Source organism: Mesorhizobium sp. M0500, from assembly GCF_040321165.1.
In the GTDB taxonomy this organism is placed as follows: Bacteria; Pseudomonadota; Alphaproteobacteria; order Rhizobiales; family Rhizobiaceae; genus Mesorhizobium.
The window spans coordinates 12,141-34,700 of sequence record NZ_JAMYRB010000003.1 but is presented as its reverse complement, the minus strand read 5'-3'; the positions used below and the strand labels follow the sequence as shown (position 1 = coordinate 34,700).

The following is a 22,560-nucleotide window of genomic DNA, read 5'->3' as shown; positions in this document are numbered from 1 at the left end:
CTGGGCAACGACAATAGGCGCCAAGCGCCATCGTTTCCGGAATAGAATTTCGCCTCATGACCACGGACACACAGCCGGGCTTTGGCTCCGATCTCATTGCAGCGCTGTTACAGCGCCTGTCGCCGTTTTATGCACCGACACCGCTGCTCGACCTGCCAAATCTGGCTGCGAGCCTGGATGTGACCCAGGTGCTTGCCAAGAACGAGGGCCACCGTGCCCTGGGCAGCTTCAAGTCCCTCGGCGGCACGTATGCCGGTCTGTGCGCTCTCGCTCGCACTACCGAGATGGATATCGATGAACTGCTCGATCCAGAGCGGGCCCAGACGCCGCTGCCGGCGCTAATCACGGCCAGCGCCGGCAATCACGGACTTGCCGTCGCCGCGGCGGCGAAGTTTGCCGGCGGGAGGGCGAGGATATACCTCCACACGGGCGTTCCTGCGGCGCGGGTGCGGCGTATCGAGTCCCAAGGCGCCGAAATCGTGTGGGTCGACGGCACCTATGACGATGCCGTCGATCGGGCCTCTGCGGCAGCCCGCGCCGGAGAAGGTATTCTGGTGGCCGATACCTCGAGCGACCCGGATGATCCAGCGGTCGCTGATGTCGTCGCTGGCTATGGCGTGATTGCTGCGGAAATCCGTCGCCAAGTCGACGAGATTGGCCATCTGAGGCCAACCCACCTTTTCGTGCAGGCCGGTGTCGGTGGACTTGCCGCCGCCCTGACGACTGGGCTGAAGGACTGGCTGATGCCTCCGGCCATGATCGTCGTGGTAGAACCAGAGGCCGCAGCCTGCGTCGCGGCCGCGCTGTCGAAAGCACGGTCGGTGCGGATATCCGGCGATCTCAAGACGTCGGCAGACATGCTCGCCTGTGGCGAAGCAGCCGCATCGGCGCTCGGCGTACTCCGCCAAGGCAACGCTCGGGTCATAACCGTGTCCGAAGCGGCGCTTGCCGACGCGAAGAGCCGGCTTCGTGAGGCAAACGGTCCAGGCACAACCCCGTCGGGTGCCGCCGGCCTCGCCGGCCTCGCCACCGCCGTCGCGGCTTCCGGCCTGTCGCAGGAGCTTGCGCTCGACGGATCAAGCCGGGTGCTGATCATCGTGACCGAGGCCGAACTGGAGAAGGACGCATGACGATGGCACCGGACCCGGGATCATTGAACAGAAGAGCGGCTGGGCCACGGACTGCTCGATATGCCCGCATTCCAGACCCAACGCAGAACGGGTCCATGAAACTCATCTACCAGACCCACTCCCCCTACGCGCGCAAGGTTCTGGTCTTTGCCCACGAGGCGGGGCTTGCCGGACGTCTGCGCGTCATTCATCAGGAGACGAGCCCCATCAATCGCAACGATGATGTGTTTGCGATCAATCCGCTTGGCAAGGTGCCCGTTCTCGTTCTCGACGACGGCTATGCGATCTTCGATTCGGGCGTAATCTGCGACTATCTCGACAATCTCGAAAGCAGTCGTCGGCTCATCCCCGAAACAGGGCGGGCCAAATGGTCCGCCCTGCGCCTCCAGGCGCTTGCCGGCGGCATGTGCGGCGCAGGCATTTCCATTCGCTGGGAAAACGAGCGCCGCCCTGAACATCTGCGTTATCCCGCCTTGGGCGCAGGCATGACGATGAAGCTTATCGAATCCTATGACTTCGTGGAACGTGAGGTCGAATTCGACGCGCCGCTCCATGTCGGCCACATCGCGCTAGCCACTTGTCTAAGCTGGCTGGAATTCCGCGGACTGCCCGACTTCCTGCAGGGAAGGCCACGACTGGCACAATGGTATAGATCCTTCGTGGAACGCCCTTCAATGCGTGCCACACCCTACGACGGCGACACGCGAGATTGATATCGATCGCCAGGCTTTCGAATCCAGTATGTGTCGGTCATCAGCCAAGCATTCTCGAAGCCAAGAGAAAGCCTGCGCTTCAGCCGGCCAGGACCGCGGCTGCGATCCGCGCGCGCGGATCGGGGAAATTTCGGACGCAATGATGTTTCGGACTGCTCCCGACGGCATAGATCGCTCGTGGAACGCCGTGCCGCACGCTACGACGGCGACACGCAAGATTGACATCAATCTCTAGGCTTTCGAAATCCAGTATGTGTCGGTCACCAGCCAACCGTTCTCGATGCCATTTTTTGGTCGCCCTCGGTGATATTGCGCGAGACGGGTGACCTTGCCTCGCGCAGTCTTGAGGGCGGCCATCAACGCCTTTTCTTCGTCACTGCGCCTAGCTCCGCTGCAGGGGTAAAACCCGCATGGCATAAGTGATCTTACAGGAAACGCACGGCCAGCCCTTTCCAGAAGCATCATGAAGCCTCGTTGGTCTTCACCTGTGAACGGCAGCGCCATCCGACCCTTGTCGGACAAATTTGAAAGCCACCGTTCCGGCACGTGCGTCACTCCGGCAAAGGCGGCCACGACATCGAGGTTTGGCAGATCGACTGCCTGCGTTGCATCACCGGATATCACTTCTACATGGGCATAATGAGCAAGATTGCTTTGCGCTCGCCGGGCCAGTTCTTCGTCGATCTCATATGCAATCACGCGGCCTTCAGAACCCGTCAGTTCAGCGAGGATGGCGGTGAAATAGCCGACACCAGCACCCACCTGAAGGACAGTCTGGCCGGCGGCGACGTTCAGATGGTCGAAAACCAATGCCCAAAGCGACGGCAAGCCGCTGTTTAATCCGCGCTTTTCGTCAAGCGAGACCAGAACGTCGTGGTAAATCTCGTGAAGTGCGGCTGAAGGGCTGGTATGGACCGCCCCGATTTGCAATCTCGAATGGATACGCCAAGGCCCGTTGCCAAGGTACTGTTCGCGCGGAACCTTTGCGAAGGCCTCGATGACTGCAGGGTTGTGCAAGACAGGCGATGAGACACGCAGGTCTTCGGCAAACCACCGGCGCGGTTCACTAACATCGGTTCTGGTCGGCATGGAATATCGGCTCCCGGATTGCGCGTACCCGAGTCATGCTCTCAGAAAACCGAACGGCGGCAAAGGGTGCCTATCCTCGCGTCCGCCCTGCAGTCGAAGTGATTCGGAGCCGTTGGATCAGGCAAGCTCCGACTTGAGCACGATCATTGCAAGCTCGCGCCAAGTTCGAAATTAGGCCAAGACAGCGCTCGTGCATCCACGTCGGTGATCAGCATATGGCCCGGCGAGACTGTGATGGAGATCGCGAGTTCGGCACGAGCAAGAGCGTCTTGGGCGGTCAGGCTGCTCGCCCAGAATACAGGGATCTCCCCGTCCAAGACTTCGACGGCATCACCCCAGTCGGGAGCCATCAAATTTCGGATGCCGACCGTCGTGGGCTCTCCGACATGGATGGGAGACCCGTGCGCATGCGGAAAGCGCGCGGTGAGCACGCGAACCTTGTCGACTTCGCTATGCCGTATCGGACGCATGGAGACGACCATTTCGCCACCGAACGGTCCGACTTGGGACGTCTCGATCTTGGTGCGGAACTTGGGGGCGGTTTTTCCACGGCCGATACGCCGGAGTTTCACGCCTCGTTCGACAAGTGCGGCCTCGACGGTGAGCGAACTGCCGAGCGCGAAGGCCGCAAAGTCATCTTGCCACAGGTCGATGATGTCTGTGGTCTGGCGGATCATCTCGCCGAAGTGATAGATGCTGCTGTGGTGCATCGGTCCGGATATCGATATCGCCCAGCGCAGGCAGAAATGGGCTGCCCGCACGGCTCACACCGACCAAAGGGCAGGGTTTCGGATTGCGGACACAAAACTGATAGAAATCGGCGGCAAAGCTGCGCGGCACAATCACGACGTTGGCCTGGAGCTTGCCGCGCGCAAGCCCTCCTGTATGCCCTTCATAGGCACCCATCCTGACGAGTCTGCGCAATCTGCCCGCATCGACCATTCGCAAATCCTCGTAGATCGGTAAAGTGATCGGGCGAGCCATGGCTTCCAACGGATGCGCGTTTCAACGACACGTCGAGAGCGCGTAAGATCATCGGCGGGTCTGCCGCTTGTCAAATCATCAGAATCTTTCCTCATTGATAAATCGTATTTATTGGCCGGCGAAGGATGGCACTTTTTATTAGCTTTTGCTCATATTTATTTTCATTGACACTCGCGGCAGCCGATCGCTTCTATCTGTCGGCTTGCCTCATGCAGGAAACCAAGATCGCGGTTCATGACTTAGGCGGGCTGACATCGGAAGCCAAATCGGCAGGCTACGTCCTGGCGTGCTGCAGCCGCCCGCAAGGCGACGTTTTGCTTGACCTGTAATTGCCATCCGCATCGCGGGTCAGCTTTTGCGTTCCATAGCCAAGCCATAGTGTTGCGACCGCAATGTGATTAGCGTTTCGGAGCCTGTTGTCCGGCTGCACGGGAGAGTTCACCGCCGCTGAACCCCTTAAATTAATTGCAGTTTACCTCATTCAAACAGACGAGGACAGTATGCAACCCCGCCCCTAGGGTAAGAGGTCGTTCTGTCGATTTGTTCGGGAGAAACTATTGCAAGTCGTGTGGAACCAGAAGCAAGTTCGCGATTCTTCATGCAGACACTATTGGAGTTCATGTGCTCGCATCCCATAGGGGGAACGTTGTCGAAGGACGAGTGGGGGAACAACGATTTTCTCGGTGTTACCGCAAAAATCTATAAACCCCATTCGGTGATATGCCGGCAGGAGGACGACAACAGTGAGATATTCATTGTAAAATCGGGCTGGGGCATACTTTATCAGGCACTGCCGGACGGAGAGCGGCAGATCATAGACACTCCCCTCAAGGGGGATGTCGTCGGTTTCCGTGGCTTGGACGGACCCCGTCTTGCGTCGCTGGCGTCCATAACCGAACTAGCTGTTTATGAAATTTCCAGTAAGGAACTGGTCGAGGCCATCCTGTCGGAAGGCCGAATCGGGAAGAAGATCGCCTGCTCTCTGGCGCGCCTGAACGCCATCCTTGCCGAACATCTCATGAATACCGGGCGGCGGAACGCGATGAGGCGTACCGCCCACTTCCTGCTAGAGTTGGAGGTGAGGCTCTCCAGGGTTGGGCTGTCGGCGCATGGAAGGTATGAGTGTCCTCTTGCCCAGCATGAACTGGCCGACATACTCGGCATGACCACGGTTCACGTCAACCGAACGTTAAGGGAGCTCCGCAAGGCCGATCTCGTCTCTTTCAAGTCAGGCCATGTAGAGGTGATCAATCGCAAGAAGCTGGTCGAAACAGCCGGATTCGACAGCGAGTATCTCAGGTAGCGGCTATCTCTCTTGAAGAGATTATCATGACGGGCGGCAACTCGGCCTGTCGCACCGAGGCCGGTGTGTAGCTGAAATATGCGCGGAGCCCCTTTTACTGCGGCAGATCCACGGGTGGGGCTCAAGCTAAATTGTTGAGCCATGGCTATCAGCGCGGTGCGCTAACCATGTCAACGGCACCTTCAGGAGTTCTGGTCTACCGCGGGAATCGCCGAAGGTACCAGCCGATCAACATTCGGCTGCCTGCTAGGTGAGATGGCCAAGTGGTCCTGTGCATGCGTCTTCAGGCGGATTGCAGCCCTTTTGGTCCGGCTTGGCGCCGGTTCCCTGAAAATTATGAAAAAAGCAACCTATGTTAGAGACTGCTTATAAATAAACCCTACACTTACCCAAGTTGGGTGTCTGCTGGGTCGGGAACTAAACAGGACGCAAATGGAGTAATCGAGCCTCGACGTTTCACAAGGCGCAATACCAAGTTTTTCAATGCCAGAGAATGCGGAAACCATATCGGCCGGCGCAAGGCGGCTTGTGTGGAAGAGCGGGTATTGATATGGGCTCCACAGCAGGACTGCACAATTACACTTCGGCAAATCGATCCGGAGTCCCGTCCGGTGGAACGGAAACCGTCCGCGGGCAGACAGGCAGGGAATGCCTCCTCATTCTGGACGGAAGGGCACTAGACCGCGAGTGTCTCGCATCGGCTCTCGTGGACCACGAACTCGGTATGGATGTCACCGCGTGGCGTTCCGTCGAGGAATGGCGCGTCGGAAAGAGCTCTGCCCCTCCCCTTGCAGCCATACTCTTCAACCTTGGCAGTCGGAAGGTTACAGATTATGGCCTCGCTGACGAGATCAGGCACATTTCATCCGAGTTCAAATCGGTCCCTGTGGTCGTCCTGGCCGAGACAGAAGACCTTGCCCAGATACTGACCGCTCTCGAATGCGGTGCACGCGGCTACATCCCGACCTCTGTTGGAATCGATGTCTGTGTCGAGGCAATCAACCTCGCGGCAGCGGGAGGCATCTTCGTGCCGGCGAGCAGTGTCCTTGCTATGCGGCACCTGATAGAGTCGGGCCGCCGCGACACGCAGCCTTTGGCGGGCATTTTCACGCTTAGGCAGGCCGAGGTTGCGCTAGCGCTCCGGCGCGGCAAGGCGAACAAGATCATCGCCTACGAACTGAATTTGCGCGAAAGCACGGTGAAGGTCCACATCCGCAATATCATGAAGAAGCTAAAGGCGACCAACCGCACGGAAGTCGCCTGCAAGGTCAACGATCTTCTCTCAGAAGGAACTCTGCCTGAAGAGTGAGCCCAAGTATAACACTGCCCACCTTGGGTGAATCCTGTGGCCATGTTCGGCTATTCGCCCTATCAAACATGTATTGTGAAAGTCGAAGGGCGGAATCGGCGGCTAATCGGCTGTCTAAGCAGGCTCGGGGAAGGTGTGTCTTCCCACCCATCCTATGGCCTCCTCGATCGTATCGAAATTCTTGTGCTGCCCGCTCAGCAGCCCGAATCCCGTTTCGAGGAACCATTTGCCTTTCGTGGAATATGCTTCCTCGTCGATTTGGGTAAGGACCGCCACCAATTGGTCGCGTTTCCACACCAGCACCCCGGATTCTCCGCCTTCAACCGTTCCGATCCGGACTTCGCTGAATGACAATCCAGAAACAGTCTTCGCTTGGCCCATTTTGATGAATTCCTCAGATTCAAAATGGCAATAAAATCCGTGAGCTTTGCAATTTGTTATCAAATCACGCAGTGAGTTCGAGCCGTTTGAGGCGATCTAATTCGGCAATCGACGCTATTGAGTACAGGCGACAACGCGTAAGGAAACCGGATCTGAGACGACCGCCGCCAATACAAAGGGCCGGGTCGTGGTCACATCGGCGCCGTCCACATGATGCGTGCGGTCTCCACCGCGCTCCTTCGCCCAGCCCGGGAACGATTTGAGCCCTATGCCTTGTTGATCGGCAACGAAGTTTGGCACAGGGATGCGCCAGCCCAAACGAAGATCTATCGCAGGTCATATTGGATGATCATCATCGAGAAAGAGGTATCCGTTTTGTGCTTCAGGCAGGTCATGCGGATGGTGAGCTGACTGAGGTTCTATCGTGTCGTTCCCCGTCGGGCCGTCGCCAGACGCTGGAGTAAGCATACCATGGTTCATTGCCCAAACTGCGGCCTGTGTTCGGTTGCGAACCCGAACCTTTCGAAGGATGGCCTTGACGTGTACCTTCACTGTAGCCTCGGCGATATTAATCTCGCGCGCGATGACTTTGTTGGATTCCCCTCCGATCAAGCGACGCAGAATGGACTTCTCCCGATTTGACAAAATCACTAGTTCTTCACCTTCAATCTCCACTTTAACTGCAGCGCTCGGTAACTCAGCAGCTACAGCATCATTTCTCAACCCTTGTCTGATATCTTCAATTACCATCGAAGTTTCCGTAGGCAACACGATTTGCCCTAGCGTAACCAATTCGAGAGCTTTAATGAACGTGTCGTAAGCAGCGACCTTTGTCAGATACCCGTTAGCCCCGGCACGAAAAGCTGAGATTATATTGGTCGTTCGACAGTGATCGGCTAGCGCAACGACATGGCTGGTCGGGTAGATCGCCTTAAAGTCTGCAATTTGTGCGAACTCAGCATCCGCATCAGTATCGCCGACATCTATGATGAGCAAGATGGAACGGTGCTGGGGTAGCGGCTTCTGCAGAAGATCGTGAACAGTCGCCGCGGAGAAAAGAATACGAAAATTTGCCGCATTCAGGGTTCGACTAAGCGCTTCTCGAAGCAACTCGCTCGGCTCGACAAGCACCGTTATGAAAGATTTTCTTGTCATCATCGCATTCTCGCTCGGCGCGATTGGGATACACATGTCGATTGGGATGCTCCAAAGCGCCAGCCGCACAGTTTCTTTTGTTCTTAATGTTACGCTCGGAAACCCTTACACCCAAATACCATCTTTAGGCGTAGGGCAGCATCATCGAGGCGTATCCGAATTCTTCAACCTGGGGCTTTTGGTCAAGGGCACGAGCTCTTGGTTTCAGCAGCTCAGGGAGGCGGCCATCGTAGCAAAGGACTGCGCGGCCGTGAGGATTGCCAGGGCTTGTTTTCCGGTGGGCGTGGTGGTGCCCCCGATCTGGCGGGAGAGCGTCGCGGTTTATGCGGCGAGCGGCGGGCTCAGGCGAGCCGCCCCGCGGCAGTCGACCACTCGGGGATGTCGCGCAGGGCCGGGTGAAGCCGACACTGACGCGGGCACGCTGATCTGAGCACACGCCGCACACGCCGAGCTTCAGCAGCTGAGGCAATGCGTGCCGCGGCCGATTTAGGGTAACGCTGCAAGGGATCTTGCTTTGTCGGGGCCGGAATTCTAGCCAGACGTGAGAGCCGACGAAAGAAACGCGATGCGGCCAGTTTCGCTATGATTACCCGATAGGATTGCCAAGACTGACGGCTTGGTCGCGTCGTTCTTCTGGGCCCGGACAACATAGTGGGAAACGGCCCAGCTATCCTGCCAATGCATGTCGGAGCCACAGAGACGCACGTCGGCAAACCAAGTTTCCGGCCCTCCGTTTCGTTCGATCGCGTTTGTCCTGTCACCATCGAGGAAGCTCTCCTGGAGCGCAGCAATCCGGTTGGACGAGTTTGCCCCAGATTCTCCTTTATCCGAATGGAGTGCCCACAAAGGGACAGTTGTGCTGCCGGCGGTGAAGGGTCACGATCCGGTCGAGCCTTGCTCGACCGGATCGGACGCATCGGGCGGGCGGGATGGCCACCATCGAAAGAGAAAGCCACACGCCATGGCCGTTAATACAGAATTCAATTGCGAGCCCGTCGCTCCCTCGTCACAGGCGGCCCAGCGCAGGGGATTGAAGGCCATCCTGCTTGTCTTCGGGCTCTCCGGGGTCGCCGCCTTGGGCGGGGCCGCGGCCAAAAACTTAGGGGCACTAGAGATTGTTTCCAGAGCCGTGGCACAGGTCAAGGAAGTCTCCCGACCCGTGATGCAGCCCGTGAGACAGAAGGTCGAAGATGCCTCCGCAGCCGTGATACAAAACGTCGAGGCGGCCTCCGCAGCCGTGGCGCAGAAGGTCGAGGCTGCCTCCGCAGCCGTGGCGCAGAAGGTCGAGGAAGTCTCCGCAACCGTTGTGCAGAGGGTCGAGGATGTCTCCGGGGCCATGATGGAGACGGCCGACGATGTTTCCGGAGCCGTGATGCAGAAGGCCGAGGATGTCTCCGGAGCCGCGGGAGCCGTGATGCAGAAGGTATCTGCTGTCATCAATGGCTGGCAAGAACAACCGGTTCAAGCCATGGACGAACCTTCCCGTGCGATCGCGTCAGGACCGAATGCGGCGGGCGTGGCGTCAGTCGAACGGAGTGTCGAAACCAATGCCGAACTCCCCAAAACCCGCAGCAAGGCACCAAGCGTGCCCACCGGATACCTGTTTGGCGTCGGCGATCGCCTCAAGGTCGCGTTCTACGAGCGCGTCGAGGTCGAGGAAGACAAGTGGGGGCGCGCGCCCTCGGCCTTGCGCGGCATCCTGCAGCGTCCGGAACTGAGCGGCGAATATATTATCCAAGAGGACGGCACGATTTCCGTGCCCTTGCTTGGCTCCATTCCGGTCGCCAACAGGTCTACGCAACAGGTACAGGCCGACCTGGTGGAAACCTTCAATCAACTGCTGGGCCGCGAGGGACTGGTCAACGTCCTGCCGCTGGAACGCCCGCCCATCTACGTGCTGGGGCCGGTCAAGAATCCAGGCTCGTTCAAGTACGCGGCCGGCATGACCGTCCTGCACGCGATCGCGCTAGCAGGCGGACTGGACCGGGCCGAGGGCGAGCCGTGGCAGAAGATCGAAGCCGTACGCGAGATCCAGAAGCGGAGCGGGGCAATCGACGCCATGTTGAAGTTGCTCGCGCGCGCGGCCGTGCTGAAGGCCGAGCGCGACGGTACGAGACCCACAATCCCGCGCCAGTTGCTGGAGCTGGCCGGCGCGACCGAAGCTGCCAAACTCGTCAACGAGCAGAGCGACCGGCGCAAGGCCGTCGCCACGGCCCGCAAGGATCGTGAGCGCGCGACCCTGCGTGCGCTGGACGCGGCCAAGCAGGACGTTGTCGCGTATGGGCGCATGGAGTCGTTCAACGAACTCATCAAGCTGCGCCAGGAGCGCGTCAACAGCATGCGCACGCTCGTGGACCGCAAAGTTGTCAGCATGACCGTGATGGATCAAGTCCAGGGCGAATTGTCCGACGCGGAACAGCGCCGGCAGGACGCCCTCAACCAGTACGCGGCCGCCAAGCAGCGCCTCGCTTCGCTGGAGTCTGAGGTGTTGCGGACCAGGGCCGACCTCAGGATCGATCTGGAGGTCGAGATCGAGACCATGGAGAGTCAGATCGCGGCCAATCAGCGCGAGTTGAACGCCAGCGAAGGCGTCCTGTACACGTTGCCGGTGACCCGCGCCCAGTTTGCGAAGGACGCAAACAGCGTAACTTATCAAATCGTGCGGCAATCGGCTGCCGGGCCGGTCAGCATCGAGACCGTTGGGATGACCCTGTTAAAGCCAGGCGACCTCGTCAACATCATCATAGGCGAAAGCGAGCCAAGAGAGCCGGCCGGTTCGTCGGTCCCAACCGTGTCGCCGAGTTGCGAGAGCTTGCCGGCAGCGTGCAATCCCAACGATGTCGAGCCTGCCCGCGTGGTGAGGGAGGAGAGGATCGGTCCGAATTGACGCCCGGCAAGGACATTGGTCTGCATGGCTGGTCTGCGTGGATGAACTCGTCGGCACCAAGTGGGAAGCGCGAACCGACCACTCGCCGTCGCCGACAGCTTGAACCGATTCATGATCGAGCATGTCCGCCTCCGCTTGCATGTCCGCCTCCGCTCAGGAGTTCGGATCACTGACAAAGGTTGCAGTGAGATGACATCGAACGGGATGCAGGTGCCAATCAAGGGGATTGGTCAAAGATCTCGGAATTTTGTCACGACGCGCGTACGCCCGAGCGAAATTTGCGCACTATCAAATCGAGAAGGCTCTGGCTACTCAGCTGCTGAATTCAGATCAAGACGCTCGGCTCAGCCTCCATGCTAAAGTGTACAGCAAGCTTTTTTGTCCAGAAAGGCGCGCGTTTCGGCGAATTGGGGGCCGATTATTGTAAGCTTAGCCTTAGCATGTGCAATAATTGCTCATCAGATGCAATCGACGTAACTGACGCGTTACCGCCACATGGGAGAAGCCTGCCACTTTTCAATTTGTCAAGATCGATGGTATCCATCTACATTTCGCCGATAATAGTCTTGATTTTGTGTTTAGTGGTCGGTTGATGGAGCACCTCCACCCCGACGACGCAGTAAGGCAGCTTTCGCAGCTATACCGTGTTCTTGTACCTGGCGGTGCCTACTATTGCATCACTACACACGCGGTCACGGGTCCTCACGACATTCGGTATACTTTGACAAAGTTGCATGTGGATTCCACCTGAAGGAATATAGCTATCGTGAGCTGTCACGCGCGTTTACGGGGATTGGCCTCGAAAGCAGGCTGTGCTGTTCGGCCATGGGGCGTTAATGAGCTCGTTGCTGCCAACAACGCTGTCGATACCGCCAAGTTCAGCCTGCTCCCCAACGAACTGCGCTTGCCGCCAAGCGAAGTTGTGGGATCGAGATTCCCATCATGTCGAGACCAATCCTGCCCATCCGACGAATACGCCATAAAAGCGTTGTATCGGACGCCAGTGATCGGTTGTAAGATGCTTCAGCAAGCGACCATTCATCACAGGCAACTTTGACGGGGTCATTGTAGTATGTCCGGATTTTCTCGACCCCCATTCCGGGTGTGGCTAACCATGTCGGAATATGATGGCGTAACCGATCAACGTCGGTTAGCACTTTATTGAGACCGGTACCCGCCGCCGGATCGCTGGTAGCAAAACTGTCACCAACCAATACCAGACCGGGTTGCTGTTCGTGATTCTGCGCGGCGTAAAGATCAACGGGTCGAATCTGAATATCGCTTGACACGACAGCATCACCAAGGAGACGCTTCAATCGGGGCATTACCGCATACAATGCAGATAACGGCGATGTGCGCACGTCCTGACACCACGGATGGCGTATATCACCATGGTAGACGAACACATTGGCGCGCATTCTTGAACCAATCGGAAACATGCTCACATAACCCATGGGCCCTGGCTTTTCCGCAAAATACGTTAAAGCTTGAAATTTGAAACCAGCTTTAGAGGTGAGATCAAAACCAACACTGATCGAGTGGCATTTACTGATCTCGGATCGAGTGATCGCACCCCGGACGACATTGTTTAAGCCGGTCGCCACCACAATCAATCGGGTCGACCATGTGTCACCATTTGACAGGGTAACTTTCTGCCGGTCGGAGCTCGTCGTTATTTTGGTCACTTTAGCGCAGATGAATTGGACACTATCTGGAATCTGGCGGCGAATAACATTTACCAAATCCTGATAAGCCATCCCATATTCGCAAGGCTCGCCGTGTTTCCCATGCTTTTTACCGATGACATAACCGTGACGGGCCACCGATATCTCAGTCATCGGTGTCGCAGCCGCCAATACGGCATCCGCCAGCCCGGTTTTTTTGAGCAAGTCGACTTGATCGTCATCGAGTTTTTCGCAGCGAAACTCCACTGGATAGACTTGATGGATATCAACAAGGATGGTCGAAATCTCCATCCGGCCAAGCATCGCAGCGGCTAACGAGCCGGCGGTACCACCCCCGAGGACCGCTACATCAATATTATTCAATTCCCGCTCCTCCGCTCACCACTTCATTGACAGCACGATCATGACGGCACCAAACGGTGTCGAAGAAAATTCAAGACTCTGTCTTTTGCTGCAAAACCAAACTAGCGCGCTTGTTTATCACGCGACCAAACCGCGCAATCCACAGTTCGGTAAACAGCTTTGACGCAATCCCCTCCATCGACCCGCCAGTCTCGCGAAGCAACTTGAAGTGCTTCTCCTCAATTTTCTCGCAGCAAAAATCCTCCGCACAGGGATGATGCACGTCGATCAGGACGATCGAAATCCGGCTCGCCCGAGCGTCGCGGCGGCGATAGAGCCGCCCCAGACCGCCTCCTACAATCCCAATATCTGCACTATACATCATCGTCTCCCGCAGATAAATCGAATTATACCATACTTTTTCGCGAAGCGCTATGATGTATCCCACACCAAGTTCAAACTCACGATCGTCCAGTCAGAGAAACATGCGATGCAAGGATCGTCTTGTCTTGCGAAAAACCTGCCGCAGCGGCGGATTTACTAACGGCGTTTTGGCATACCATGTATCTATATAATGAATCGCCATTCGCACCGCAACGACAATACGACCGAGCAAAGTTCTGCTATCAAAATGGAAAAACAGAAGCAAATTGATATCGGACCACGAAAGCTTATAAGGCTCGTCGCCGATCGTGAAATCGAATTTCTGAATCTTCCGGCCAATGGCATATTGCATCATTTCCTGAATATGCTGACGCCCGGGACTGTATTTGGCAAACTCCTCCAGATAACTCGACATCACCAGTGAATAACTGGAATTGAACCGGAGACCCAGACCCGTCGCCACCGGAATCCCATCCACATCCAGCCGCGTGACATGGATGACCTCGCGCAACCGAGGATTGGCGACAATCGCCAAATAAAATTCGCGAAAACCCGGACGTTCGAACATATCATGAACACCCATTCGGGCATAGCTGCTCCGTTTTTGTTCGATCAGCTTTGCAATGGTGCACTCGATCTCGGCCTGTTCTTGCACGTCTACAAAGCGAATCGCGCCGCCACCTTGCTTGGCGAGGTTTTTGGCCTTGCGCCGGTGGGTATGCAGCGTCGAATTCGAAAACTTTGACACATAAAACCGATTCCAGTTCGCTTCCGGGAGGGTTGCGACATGTCCGGCGCAATTAGCCAGCAAGACCGGCAACTCGAGAAAGGGATTAGGTTGAGAGCCGACAACACTGGGCATATTGCAAAATTCAACAGTGTCGAAACGAAGTCGAGGATAGTCTTGAATCGCCCGAATTATGTCTTTCCACAGGCGGCCGAATCGCCCAGGTTTCACGTGATCGCTAAAATTTATCGCCAGAATGGGCGAATTATAATCGCACAATTCCGATCCAAACCAAACCAGCCGGCGGATCAGACTATGGCGTTCGATCGCCAATGGCAGAATAAAAACCGCCACGCCGGTATCGTCGAGACCCAGCACGATCACCGGGATCAGTCTCTCTTTGGAGCCGATGTGGTGATACCATTCCATCTGCCAATCAAACAATTGGAATACGGTACAATCCGCATGCTGCTCTAATGTTCTCCATTGAGCTTCCACCGAGTCCATATCGGTGAAAATTTGCAGAGCAATATTCGCCGTTGTCATTGGGTGTGCCTATGTAACAAAGGTTTAGCCAGTCCTGCTGCTAGAGAATGTTCTGCTTGAAATCCCAAAAGGTAGCGTGCCTTGTCCGGATCGCCGATCGAATTATAGGGAAGAACTTGCGGATGACTTCGCCCGCAGGCTGCTCCAGTCTGAGCAGCAAGTTGCGCGTGATCAGGAAGCCACTCAAAATGAAGAACAGTTGGACCCGCAGCGCTCCCGCCCCGATGCGGAAGTGCGTTTTGACCCACGGCCAGCCGAAGTGCTCGACGCCGACGAGTCCGATCGCGATGGCCCACCGGCCATCCAATTGCAGTCGACAATCCAGCGCCATAATCGGTGTCTCCTCAAGTCTGGAGCGGCGACGCGGTCGGTCGGTCGTGCGCGGGGCCGGCCGCAGAATCCAGTTTCATCGCGAAGGCCAAAATCAGGGCGGCACATGCACCCTCGATGCTGACCGCGAGCGTCCAGCCTAGGACCAGGCCTTGAAGTCCATCAAGCTTCGCCCCCGCGACCACGAAGCACAGCTCCAGCAATCCGCCAAGCGCGAACCAGCGAGATGCCTTGCGCATCCTGTCGCCCAACCGCGCCAGCGTACAGGCATGAAATTTGAGCGTTGATCCCAACAGGCTGAAGCCGAGGAAGTGTAGGCTCGAACCGGCGATCTCAGGATAGACCGGATTGAAGACCGCAAGGATCTCCTGCGAATAGGTAAAGACGAAGACGGCACAGGCCAGCGAGAACAGCAATGACGCCGACAGCGACACAAGGATGTCGTGTCTGGATTGTTTCGGGCTTGTTCTGATCACAGGGAACAGGATCGTGGCCATGGCTGCTGGAATCAACGAGGCCGTGAAGACCAGCATCCACAACGGCATGAGGGCGGCATTTGTGATCGGCGACAGGAGAACCAGCACAAGGTAGGGCATGATGACGACTGGTGCCTGCGAGGCGACATCGAGCGCGTAGTGGTCGAAGACCTTGCTTCGGAGCGTATGGAGCAGCTGGAAATCGGGAGGCCCAACGAGGCGACGCGCACCGCCCCGGGTCAAGAGATCGACGCCGATACAGGACGCCACCAGGCTGGCCACCCAGCTCAGAAGAAGCGCGGCATTGGAGGTGTAGCCAGCGGCAGCGGCGACGGCGATCAGCATCAGCTTGAACGTGGAGAACAGCACCTGCCGGATCATCCTGCCGGTGCTGCGCAGGTTGCCGACGAGCGCCAGATCGACCATCGCGCAGAGTACGGTCAGGCAGCAGCCGAGGACGAACGTAACACCCTCGAACCAGCCGCCGATCGGCCCGGTCGAGCTGTTGAGGTACGCCTCCCCGAAGACAAACAACAAGGCCAGGCCGACCGCCAGCGCCACCCCGACGGACGCTGCAGCGGCCACGAGGCCGCGCCCCTTGCCGGGATGCCGTACGATTTCACCCATCAGCAGGGTCCCGAGCCCGGCTTCGCCCAGCAGGCCGACGAGCGCCATCACGGACAGGAGGGCGGAGGCCTTGCCGATCACCTCCGGCGGAAACAGCCGGGCCGCGAGCCACCAATAGACAAACCCAAGACCGGCCGTTGCAATCGTTCCGATCGCCACAGCGCCGGAATTCAGAACGAGCGCGGCGCTCTTTTGAAGCTCTCGCCGGACGCGAATAATGGCTGTCCCCACGAGACCTATTGGCATGATGGCTCCCCCGAACCTTGCTGCGCCGGTACCGCTGACCTGCTAGCGGCTGGGCACACGACGTCCCGGTAGACCTGCTCGATCCGAGTCACGACCGCTCCTGCCTTGAGGCGCCCGACTCGGGCGAGGCTTGTCGCCTCCAGGCGAGCGAGCAAGGCGCGGTCCTGCAGAAGGGTCTGCATTGCGTGGGCAAGGACGTGCGCATCACCGGGCGGCACGAGAAGCCCGGTTTCGCCATGATCGACGAGATCCGGCATGCCGCCCACGCCGGTTGCGACGACCGCCTTGCCGGAAGCCATCGCTTCCATGATGACCGTCGCGCAGGCTTCGGGCCCGACCGACGGCAGCACCCCGAACAGTGAGCGCCGCCACGCATGCATGATGGCGGAATGCGGCCATGCATTGAAGACGCGAACGCTCGGCGGAAACTCTGTTGGCGTATCGGCGACCCGGCGCCCGATCAGGACCAGCTGCGGCGCCCGTTCCAGGCCGGCATAGGCTTGCAGGAGAACGTCAATGCCCTTGAGGCGCATCATATCACCGACGAACAGGATGAATTCACCCCGGGGTAGCTCACGCAGACAGGGATGTTCCGGGCCAAGCATCGCAACATCATCGGGCACAAAGTTGGGGATGATCTCGTAGGGGGCGCGGCCTTCGGTCAGTCCGGTGTGGCGCGCCACCGCGTGGCTCACCGCGATGAAACGGTCCACCGCGCGCCGAGCGGCAAAACTCGACGCCCAGTTGCCCAAAGTGGTCGCGGCTGCCTTCACCGCCCCGTAATGTCCTGCGGCGCAGGGCAGGCACTTGGCCGGCGCTGGGCCACTGCAGAGACGGGCGCCCAAATGCATGAAGTTCTTCTTGGCGCAGACAAGGCCGTAATCGTGGAGCGTAACCACGAGGCGCGCCCTACTCCAACCTTTGAGCAGCAGGAAGGACGCGTAGATCCAGTTATGGGCGTGGACTATGTCCGGCTCCTCCCGAGCGACCAGCCGCCTCAGGGCAAGCACCAATTCGGGATCTGGAAAGGGCGGTGCATGGCGCCGCTCGGGATCGGTGTGAAGGCCCGACAGGCGCTGGAGCGTTCCCTGCAGGCGATGCACGCGGACCGCGCCGTCCAGCTCGGTTTCAGGCGATCCAGGATGCATCAAAGTCCCGACGCTGACATGATGGCCCCGCTGCGCCAGCGCCGCGCCGAGATTGCGGACGTGCCGCTCCTCTCCCCCGATCACCGGAGGATAGAACTGTGATAGCAGCAGGATGCGCATGGTCCAGCCTCGTTCTAGATGCGCGGCACCATCGTCGAAACGCTGCGATAGAGCCGGTTGTCTTCCGGTCGATAGAGCCGCGCCTCGGCCGTCTGGCGAGTTCCCAAGACGGGCACCGGGATTTTCCGTGTCCAGGTGTCGCCCGGCGCGATGGTGAGCGATCGGAAGATGGCGAACGGCTGCCCATCAAGGGTGATTTCCAGGTCGAATCGCTGAGGTTGGGTCTCGGCGCTCCTGATGCCGACGGTGATCTGGCCGGACTCGCCACTGGCCGACGGCAACAACCAGAACGCGGTGTATTTGAATTCCCGGTAGGCCGCTTCGTCCCGGACAGCAACCGCGTAGGCTCCGGTCGCCACAAGCAGCGCTAGCATGAGCGCGGCCCCCTGCCAGAACCGGATCCGCGCTGGTGCCGGCCAGGCTGGCAGATCGGGAGTGTCGCGGCGCCCGGCCGCCAGCAGCGCCGCGGCGGCCGTCACGGCCCAGAACCACAGCGCCCACCCGAGCGGTGTAAGGAAGCCTGCGGCGTTCAGGGCAAAGCCCCCGGCAATGCCGGCGGCGAGGCTTGCTCCGACCGCGTAGACCAGGTGTTGCAAGGCGGAGGTGGTCCTGACACCCATGGCCCGCAGCACCACGTGGCCCGAGACGAAAAACACCATGGGCGCGCCCAGGGCAGTACGCAGGAGCAAGCTGTCGCTAACCGAAACGGCAGCCACTGCGGCCCCCGCCCACAGGCACGCGGCCAGAAGGTCCCACTTGCTACCAATTCTCATGCAATCCTCTCACATCGTAGATGACGATCCAGCCGTTGTCGTAGATGCGGGTGACGCCCTTGACGTCATTGAACTTGAGCAGCGCTGCGCCCGAGAGCGGAGTTCCCTGCTGGGCTTGCCACGGCTGAAAGTAAAAGCCGAGCACCGGCGGAGCCGTGGTCAGGCGAAGGTCAATGAGCAGGAAATCGATGTCGCTTCGCGCCAACGCCCAAAACTCGTCGGGCCCCAATGTCTCGGCATCGAATATGCGCGCGGGATCGATCCCTTTGACGATGGTGACTCTGACGTCCTGCCGGCCGTAACCCGCAAGCAGAAGACGGTTGATACGGTCGGTGGTGAACCGGTTGCCGGCACCCAGCCATTCCCTGGCCCAGAGTGCCGTTTCGATCCCCATCGGCTCGATCGATTCCTGATCTGCACCCACCCTGTAGCGCCCATGGATCGGATTAATCGAAGAACTCGTCACGCCGCCTAGGACCATGATCACCAAGGCAACGGCAGGCGCGATGCGGCGCCACCCGCGTGGCGCGCGACCCTGCCAGAAGTGTACGATGCTCACCGCGACGACCAGTCCAACCCCGATGAACACGAACGTTCCCATGCGGTTGCCGATTTCCCAGCCGGCGACGGTCAGTCGGAAGGCCACCGAGACTGGGAGGCCGAAGGCCAGCAAGCTGAGCAGCACGAGGCGGCTGTCGCGCCAGCGGCGTTTGAGAATGCCGTGGATGGGACGCCAACCGGATCGCGCACCGCTCGGCGCTGCCAGGGCCAGCGACCGAAAGAATCCCGTTGCCAGTCCGAGCGCCACCAGCAGGAGCGCCAGCAAAGTGGTGAGCCGCATGTAGAGGGCCTTGTCCGGCGCTCCGAGGTGCTCCGACGGCGGGGTGGGCGCGCCTCGGATCTTCCCGAGCAATGTGTCGAAGCCGGACTCGATCACCGGACCGAGATAGCCTGTGAGAGGGACGTCACGGGCCTGCACCCACAGGATCGGCAGGGCTATGGCGAGGATGGCGGCGAGACCCACGGCAATGCTGGTCTTGATCCGAAGGGAGTCTTGCCGGCGCAAAGCCTCGAGGGCCGCTAGCGCTCCGAAATAGATGGCGGCGAAGGCGGCCGAGAGGTGATGCGTGACCGCGAGGCTTGCCAACAGCAATGCAATCAACCCGAGCGACTTCAGCCTCGGTTGCCCGACGAGATCCTTGGACGCTGCTTCAACCGCGAAAGTCAGCAGGCATAGCACCATGCCGAGGCTCTCGTAAGAGAACATCGAGTCGAACAGGAAGAAGGTTGAGCAACCCATATAGGCCAGACAGGCGACGGCCGAGATACGCGGCGATCCGGCGATGCTTTCAAGGAACAGAAACAGTGCACCGATGAACGTGCCCTTAAGGATGACCAACAAGAGCGCTCCCGCCACAAACAAGGGCAGTCCCGTCAAATCGACGATCGCGGTCGTCAGGATTTCCAGGCCGGGATAGCTTGACCCGATAGGAAAAAGCGGGTTGGACAGGAACAGCCGCCGGGCCGTGATGAGATCCTCGGCCGCGATCCAGTGCAAAACCTCGTCGTAACCGCTGAAGCTTGTCGGGGAATAGACTACCTTGCAGTAGAACAGGGCTTCGGCAAGCAGGAACAGGAGCACCAGGCGCTCACCCCTGGCTGTTGTCGGCCAGGCGATGCGAAGGCTGATCGGAGCGACCAGGAGAACGACACCGGACCAGAAGAGCGGCGCCGCCACGTCATAGTCCCGGCGCCCGGCTGCGTGCCCGGCCACGACCAGGAGTAGAGCCGCGGCGATCGTTAGGCATAGAGCCGCGATCCATCCGGAACTGGCGCGTTGCGATGGGGCATCGGCGCTGCCGTCGCGAAGGTCGGGACCGACAACGGCCGAGACGAATCGGATCCCGACCTGGAGCGGGTTGATCCTGGTTCCTGCGGTGAAATGAGCTGGCAACATCAGCATCATACTCTCCTCGCAGGAGACCAGGATGTCAGGCCACCGGAGGGCAAGGGGACAGTGGATCGGTTGCCGAGGACATCATAATAGACGTCGCTAAGCGCGTGCGCGCAAGCATCCCAGTCGGGCAGCGCCAAATCCGGGACCTCCCGACGGGACTCGAGTTCCTCGGCCATGGCGGCGGCCAGCTCTCCCGGACCGGCGTTGCACGGGATCGCCCGGCACAGGCCGTTGGTGGCCAGCTCCCGCAGACCGGACGTGTCGCTGACGAGGACCGGACGGCGAAGTGAAAGGGCTTCCATCACGGCGACCGGATGGGCTTCGTATTCGCTGAACAGTATGAAGAGCGCGGCGCTCGCCAGGAGGTCTGCCATTTTCTGCCGCTCGGATCCGGGGATTCCCGCAATGGTGACCCGCTTTTCGAGGCCGAGCGTCGCGACGAGGCGTCGTAATTCTCCCTCGTACGGGCCTCTTCCGACGATGTGCAGTCGGGCATCCGGTACCCGGCGGATCAGTTCGGGCAAGGCCGCAATCGCCCGGTGATGGCCCTTGTAACGCTCCAACCTGCCGCCCGAGACGATCAGGTGCGGATCGACCTTGACGCCGGGGCTCGCAACCGGCATCGCGGCACCGTTCGGGATGACCACAAACCGTTCCCGCGGCACGCCCATCCTCGCGCTGAAGAAGCTGGCTTCGAATTCGGAGACGCCAATCAGCCGCGCGGCCCGGGCCACTAGCGGCCGGAGCAGCGCGTGCTGCGTGCCGCGCATGGCGTTGCGCAGCCGGGAGGAATGCCCGCCGCTGTGGAAGGTCAGGATGAACGGAAGGTCCCCGCGGACGGCCGCCAGCAGCCCGATCGGCGCCACGAAGCTGTTGTAACCTTGGAAATGGATCAGATCCCAAACCCCGCGCCGGATGGCGGTATAAATGCGGGGCGCCACGTAGAGGTCCAGCTCCCTCGGCCAGGCCGGCACGCGCTGCACGCGCATGCCGGGCACCGCCTCCTCAACCGGCAGCTCCCCCGAAGGATCGGTAGTGAGCACGTCAACCGTGTGGCCACGCGCAGCCAAGCGAGGGCCGACCTCCTGGATGTGAGTTTCGATGCCGCCCATGAAGGGGTAGCAGCGAGCGGCAACCATCAGGATTCGCATCGGGGTTGTCCACCGTCATCACAGGCTGTGGCGCTCCGCCTGTGCTGTTGGTGCAGCCTCTCGCGCAGGATGGTTTTGAGGACGCGCCAGCCGTCCGGGATGGGGCGCAGGTGGCTCACACCGCTGATGCGCCGAGCCTCGAAACTTGCCACCTCGACGATATTGAGGTGGTTCTTCAAAGCTCGCACGTTGATGAGGGTCTCGATCTCGAACCCGTCGCAATCGCAGTTCAGCGTGGCGACGTGCTTGGTCCAGAAGGCTATGTATCCGTAGCATAGATCGGAGAACCAACCGCCATAGAGCAGCCGCACGAACAGGGTCAGGCCCGTGTTGCCGAACATCCGGAACAGCGACATGTCACCGGTGCCGGCGCCCTGGATAAATCGTGAACCCTTAACGAGATCCGCGCCGGCCATCAGCGCACTGACAAACACGATCGCCTCCTCCGGGACCATGGAGCCGTCGGCGTCCAGCATGACGATGATGTCGCCTGTGGCGGCCAGGAATCCCGCTTGCAGTGCAGCGCCCTTGCCCCGGCGGGGCTCCATGACAACCTTCACGTCCTCGCGCAGGCGGCGCGCGACCGCGACCGTGTCGTCGGTGGAACGGCCATCCACGATAATGATCTCATGCGCCCAGTTGGGGATGCGCGGCAGAAGCCAAGGGAGGTTCTCGGCTTCATTGAGCGTCGGGACGACAAAGCTGACTCGAGGCAGAATCAACGATCGCCGCAGCGCGAAATTGATCGAGTCAGGCGGCGATGCGGCACCGATGGGGGCGACAATGCTGGAAAGACGGGCGTTCATGGCAGCGCTTTAAGGTCGTACGATGGAACCCAGGGGGCGGGCTGAAAGCGCGCCAGGACTGCCGATAGGTATCGGGCGAGATGATGGGCCGGGTGATACGTCCGGTGCTCCACATCGCGCGCGCGCAAATGCGCGGCCAGCGACAAGCCGTGGGGACCAGCTCCAATGACCGCCACATCCACGGATGTGCTTGATCCAATCATATGCGGGCTCCCGGCCATAGTGGAATGAAGAATGAAGGTGAGATGAAAGAAGATCGGTTGCAGCCCCCTAATTTTAGGTTGTATACGA

The 22,560-nt window shown here is 59.4% G+C and carries 20 protein-coding genes and 1 pseudogene; 7 read left to right on the top strand and 14 right to left on the bottom strand.

Going from position 1 to position 22,560, the window contains the following annotated elements:
* The first annotated feature begins 56 nt into the window (after positions 1 to 56).
* Positions 57 to 1,130 carry a pyridoxal-phosphate dependent enzyme gene (locus tag NKI70_RS07260; RefSeq protein ID WP_352724433.1) on the top strand — a complete coding sequence of 358 codons (1,074 nt, stop codon included), beginning with the start codon at positions 57 to 59 and terminating at the stop codon, positions 1,128 to 1,130.
* A 95-nt stretch (positions 1,131 to 1,225) separates the two neighbouring features.
* Positions 1,226 to 1,843 (top strand): glutathione S-transferase family protein, encoded by a 618-nt coding sequence (locus NKI70_RS07255; RefSeq protein ID WP_352724432.1) that lies wholly within the window; start codon positions 1,226 to 1,228, stop codon positions 1,841 to 1,843.
* Between the two features lie 231 nt (positions 1,844 to 2,074).
* On the opposite strand, the gene NKI70_RS07250 is transcribed toward NKI70_RS07255, so the two are convergent.
* Positions 2,075 to 2,932, bottom strand: a complete 858-nt coding sequence (locus NKI70_RS07250) for a protein-L-isoaspartate O-methyltransferase family protein (protein ID WP_352724431.1) — start codon at positions 2,930 to 2,932, stop codon at positions 2,075 to 2,077.
* A 143-nt stretch (positions 2,933 to 3,075) separates the two neighbouring features.
* The gene (locus NKI70_RS07245; RefSeq protein ID WP_352724430.1) at positions 3,076 to 3,642 is read right to left on the bottom strand and encodes a D-glutamate cyclase family protein; all 567 of its coding nucleotides are present in this window, start codon (positions 3,640 to 3,642) and stop codon (positions 3,076 to 3,078) included.
* A 920-nt stretch (positions 3,643 to 4,562) separates the two neighbouring features.
* Here NKI70_RS07245 and NKI70_RS07240 point away from each other — a divergent pair.
* On the top strand, positions 4,563 to 5,219 hold the full coding sequence (locus NKI70_RS07240) for a Crp/Fnr family transcriptional regulator (protein ID WP_352454219.1): 657 nt from the start codon (positions 4,563 to 4,565) through the stop codon (positions 5,217 to 5,219).
* A gap of 550 nt (positions 5,220 to 5,769) precedes the next feature.
* A complete protein-coding gene (locus NKI70_RS07235; RefSeq protein WP_352454218.1) occupies positions 5,770 to 6,528 on the top strand; it encodes a LuxR C-terminal-related transcriptional regulator in 759 nt (252 codons plus the stop codon).
* Between the two features lie 114 nt (positions 6,529 to 6,642).
* Here NKI70_RS07235 and NKI70_RS07230 read toward each other — a convergent pair whose 3' ends face one another.
* Both NKI70_RS07230 and NKI70_RS07225 read right to left on the bottom strand, forming a co-directional pair.
* Positions 6,643 to 6,909, bottom strand: coding sequence for a hypothetical protein (locus NKI70_RS07230; protein ID WP_352454217.1), 267 nt, complete (start codon positions 6,907 to 6,909; stop codon positions 6,643 to 6,645).
* 336 nt (positions 6,910 to 7,245) lie between these two features.
* On the bottom strand, positions 7,246 to 8,067 hold the full coding sequence (locus tag NKI70_RS07225; RefSeq protein WP_352569932.1) for a LuxR C-terminal-related transcriptional regulator: 822 nt from the start codon (positions 8,065 to 8,067) through the stop codon (positions 7,246 to 7,248).
* On the opposite strand from NKI70_RS07225, the gene NKI70_RS07220 reads away from it, so the two are divergent.
* From NKI70_RS07220 to NKI70_RS07210, 3 genes and pseudogenes are all read left to right on the top strand, one after another.
* Complete coding sequence (locus tag NKI70_RS07220; protein ID WP_352569934.1) at positions 8,045 to 8,494, top strand: hypothetical protein; 450 nt, start codon at positions 8,045 to 8,047, stop codon at positions 8,492 to 8,494. The two genes, NKI70_RS07225 and NKI70_RS07220, sit on opposite strands and share 23 nt — an antisense overlap.
* A 366-nt stretch (positions 8,495 to 8,860) precedes the next feature.
* Positions 8,861 to 10,951 (top strand): polysaccharide biosynthesis/export family protein, encoded by a 2,091-nt coding sequence (locus NKI70_RS07215; RefSeq protein WP_352724429.1) that lies wholly within the window; start codon positions 8,861 to 8,863, stop codon positions 10,949 to 10,951.
* 514 nt (positions 10,952 to 11,465) lie between these two features.
* Positions 11,466 to 11,702: pseudogene (locus NKI70_RS07210) on the top strand (class I SAM-dependent methyltransferase); the annotation flags it as partial.
* A 127-nt stretch (positions 11,703 to 11,829) separates the two neighbouring features.
* Here NKI70_RS07210 and NKI70_RS07205 read toward each other — a convergent pair.
* From NKI70_RS07205 to NKI70_RS07160, 10 genes are all read right to left on the bottom strand, one after another.
* Positions 11,830 to 12,999: an FAD-dependent oxidoreductase gene (locus tag NKI70_RS07205; RefSeq protein ID WP_352724428.1), complete on the bottom strand. Its 1,170-nt coding sequence runs from the start codon at positions 12,997 to 12,999 to the stop codon at positions 11,830 to 11,832.
* Between the two features lie 70 nt (positions 13,000 to 13,069).
* Positions 13,070 to 13,360: a hypothetical protein gene (locus NKI70_RS07200; protein WP_352569937.1), complete on the bottom strand. Its 291-nt coding sequence runs from the start codon at positions 13,358 to 13,360 to the stop codon at positions 13,070 to 13,072.
* A gap of 93 nt (positions 13,361 to 13,453) precedes the next feature.
* Positions 13,454 to 14,635, bottom strand: coding sequence for a GNAT family N-acetyltransferase (locus NKI70_RS07195; protein ID WP_352724427.1), 1,182 nt, complete (start codon positions 14,633 to 14,635; stop codon positions 13,454 to 13,456).
* Between the two features lie 40 nt (positions 14,636 to 14,675).
* Positions 14,676 to 14,966, bottom strand: coding sequence for a hypothetical protein (locus NKI70_RS07190; protein WP_352454211.1), 291 nt, complete (start codon positions 14,964 to 14,966; stop codon positions 14,676 to 14,678).
* A 13-nt stretch (positions 14,967 to 14,979) separates the two neighbouring features.
* Positions 14,980 to 16,314: a lipopolysaccharide biosynthesis protein gene (locus NKI70_RS07185; protein WP_352692686.1), complete on the bottom strand. Its 1,335-nt coding sequence runs from the start codon at positions 16,312 to 16,314 to the stop codon at positions 14,980 to 14,982.
* Positions 16,305 to 17,582 (bottom strand): glycosyltransferase family 4 protein, encoded by a 1,278-nt coding sequence (locus NKI70_RS07180; RefSeq protein ID WP_352454209.1) that lies wholly within the window; start codon positions 17,580 to 17,582, stop codon positions 16,305 to 16,307. Before NKI70_RS07180 ends, NKI70_RS07185 begins: the two co-directional genes overlap by 10 nt.
* Positions 17,583 to 17,596: 14 nt before the next feature.
* A complete protein-coding gene (locus NKI70_RS07175) occupies positions 17,597 to 18,241 on the bottom strand; it encodes a hypothetical protein (RefSeq protein WP_352569942.1) in 645 nt (214 codons plus the stop codon).
* A gap of 100 nt (positions 18,242 to 18,341) precedes the next feature.
* Positions 18,342 to 20,318: a putative glycosyltransferase family protein gene (locus NKI70_RS07170; protein ID WP_352454207.1), complete on the bottom strand. Its 1,977-nt coding sequence runs from the start codon at positions 20,316 to 20,318 to the stop codon at positions 18,342 to 18,344.
* Positions 20,318 to 21,463 (bottom strand): glycosyltransferase family 4 protein, encoded by a 1,146-nt coding sequence (locus NKI70_RS07165; protein ID WP_352724426.1) that lies wholly within the window; start codon positions 21,461 to 21,463, stop codon positions 20,318 to 20,320. The genes NKI70_RS07170 and NKI70_RS07165 overlap by 1 nt, the downstream gene beginning before the upstream one ends.
* Complete coding sequence (locus NKI70_RS07160) at positions 21,451 to 22,269, bottom strand: glycosyltransferase family 2 protein (RefSeq protein ID WP_352454205.1); 819 nt, start codon at positions 22,267 to 22,269, stop codon at positions 21,451 to 21,453. The genes NKI70_RS07165 and NKI70_RS07160 overlap by 13 nt, the downstream gene beginning before the upstream one ends.
* Positions 22,270 to 22,560: the final 291 nt, after the last annotated feature.

Coding starts and splice junctions, on each gene's coding strand:
- NKI70_RS07160 (WP_352454205.1), bottom strand. CDS start 22,269: ATGAACGCCCGTCTTTCCAGCATTGTCGCCCCCATCGGTGCCGCATCG.
- NKI70_RS07250 (WP_352724431.1), bottom strand. CDS start 2,932: ATGCCGACCAGAACCGATGTTAGTGAACCGCGCCGGTGGTTTGCCGAA.
- NKI70_RS07260 (WP_352724433.1), top strand. CDS start 57: ATGACCACGGACACACAGCCGGGCTTTGGCTCCGATCTCATTGCAGCG.
- NKI70_RS07200 (WP_352569937.1), bottom strand. CDS start 13,360: ATGTATAGTGCAGATATTGGGATTGTAGGAGGCGGTCTGGGGCGGCTC.
- NKI70_RS07220 (WP_352569934.1), top strand. CDS start 8,045: ATGAAAGATTTTCTTGTCATCATCGCATTCTCGCTCGGCGCGATTGGG.
- NKI70_RS07170 (WP_352454207.1), bottom strand. CDS start 20,318: ATGCTGATGTTGCCAGCTCATTTCACCGCAGGAACCAGGATCAACCCG.
- NKI70_RS07230 (WP_352454217.1), bottom strand. CDS start 6,909: ATGGGCCAAGCGAAGACTGTTTCTGGATTGTCATTCAGCGAAGTCCGG.
- NKI70_RS07195 (WP_352724427.1), bottom strand. CDS start 14,635: ATGACAACGGCGAATATTGCTCTGCAAATTTTCACCGATATGGACTCG.
- NKI70_RS07180 (WP_352454209.1), bottom strand. CDS start 17,582: ATGCGCATCCTGCTGCTATCACAGTTCTATCCTCCGGTGATCGGGGGA.
- NKI70_RS07165 (WP_352724426.1), bottom strand. CDS start 21,463: ATGCGAATCCTGATGGTTGCCGCTCGCTGCTACCCCTTCATGGGCGGC.
- NKI70_RS07185 (WP_352692686.1), bottom strand. CDS start 16,314: ATGCCAATAGGTCTCGTGGGGACAGCCATTATTCGCGTCCGGCGAGAG.
- NKI70_RS07190 (WP_352454211.1), bottom strand. CDS start 14,966: ATGGCGCTGGATTGTCGACTGCAATTGGATGGCCGGTGGGCCATCGCG.
- NKI70_RS07245 (WP_352724430.1), bottom strand. CDS start 3,642: ATGCACCACAGCAGCATCTATCACTTCGGCGAGATGATCCGCCAGACC.
- NKI70_RS07235 (WP_352454218.1), top strand. CDS start 5,770: ATGGGCTCCACAGCAGGACTGCACAATTACACTTCGGCAAATCGATCC.
- NKI70_RS07225 (WP_352569932.1), bottom strand. CDS start 8,067: ATGATGACAAGAAAATCTTTCATAACGGTGCTTGTCGAGCCGAGCGAG.
- NKI70_RS07255 (WP_352724432.1), top strand. CDS start 1,226: ATGAAACTCATCTACCAGACCCACTCCCCCTACGCGCGCAAGGTTCTG.
- NKI70_RS07175 (WP_352569942.1), bottom strand. CDS start 18,241: ATGGTGTTTTTCGTCTCGGGCCACGTGGTGCTGCGGGCCATGGGTGTC.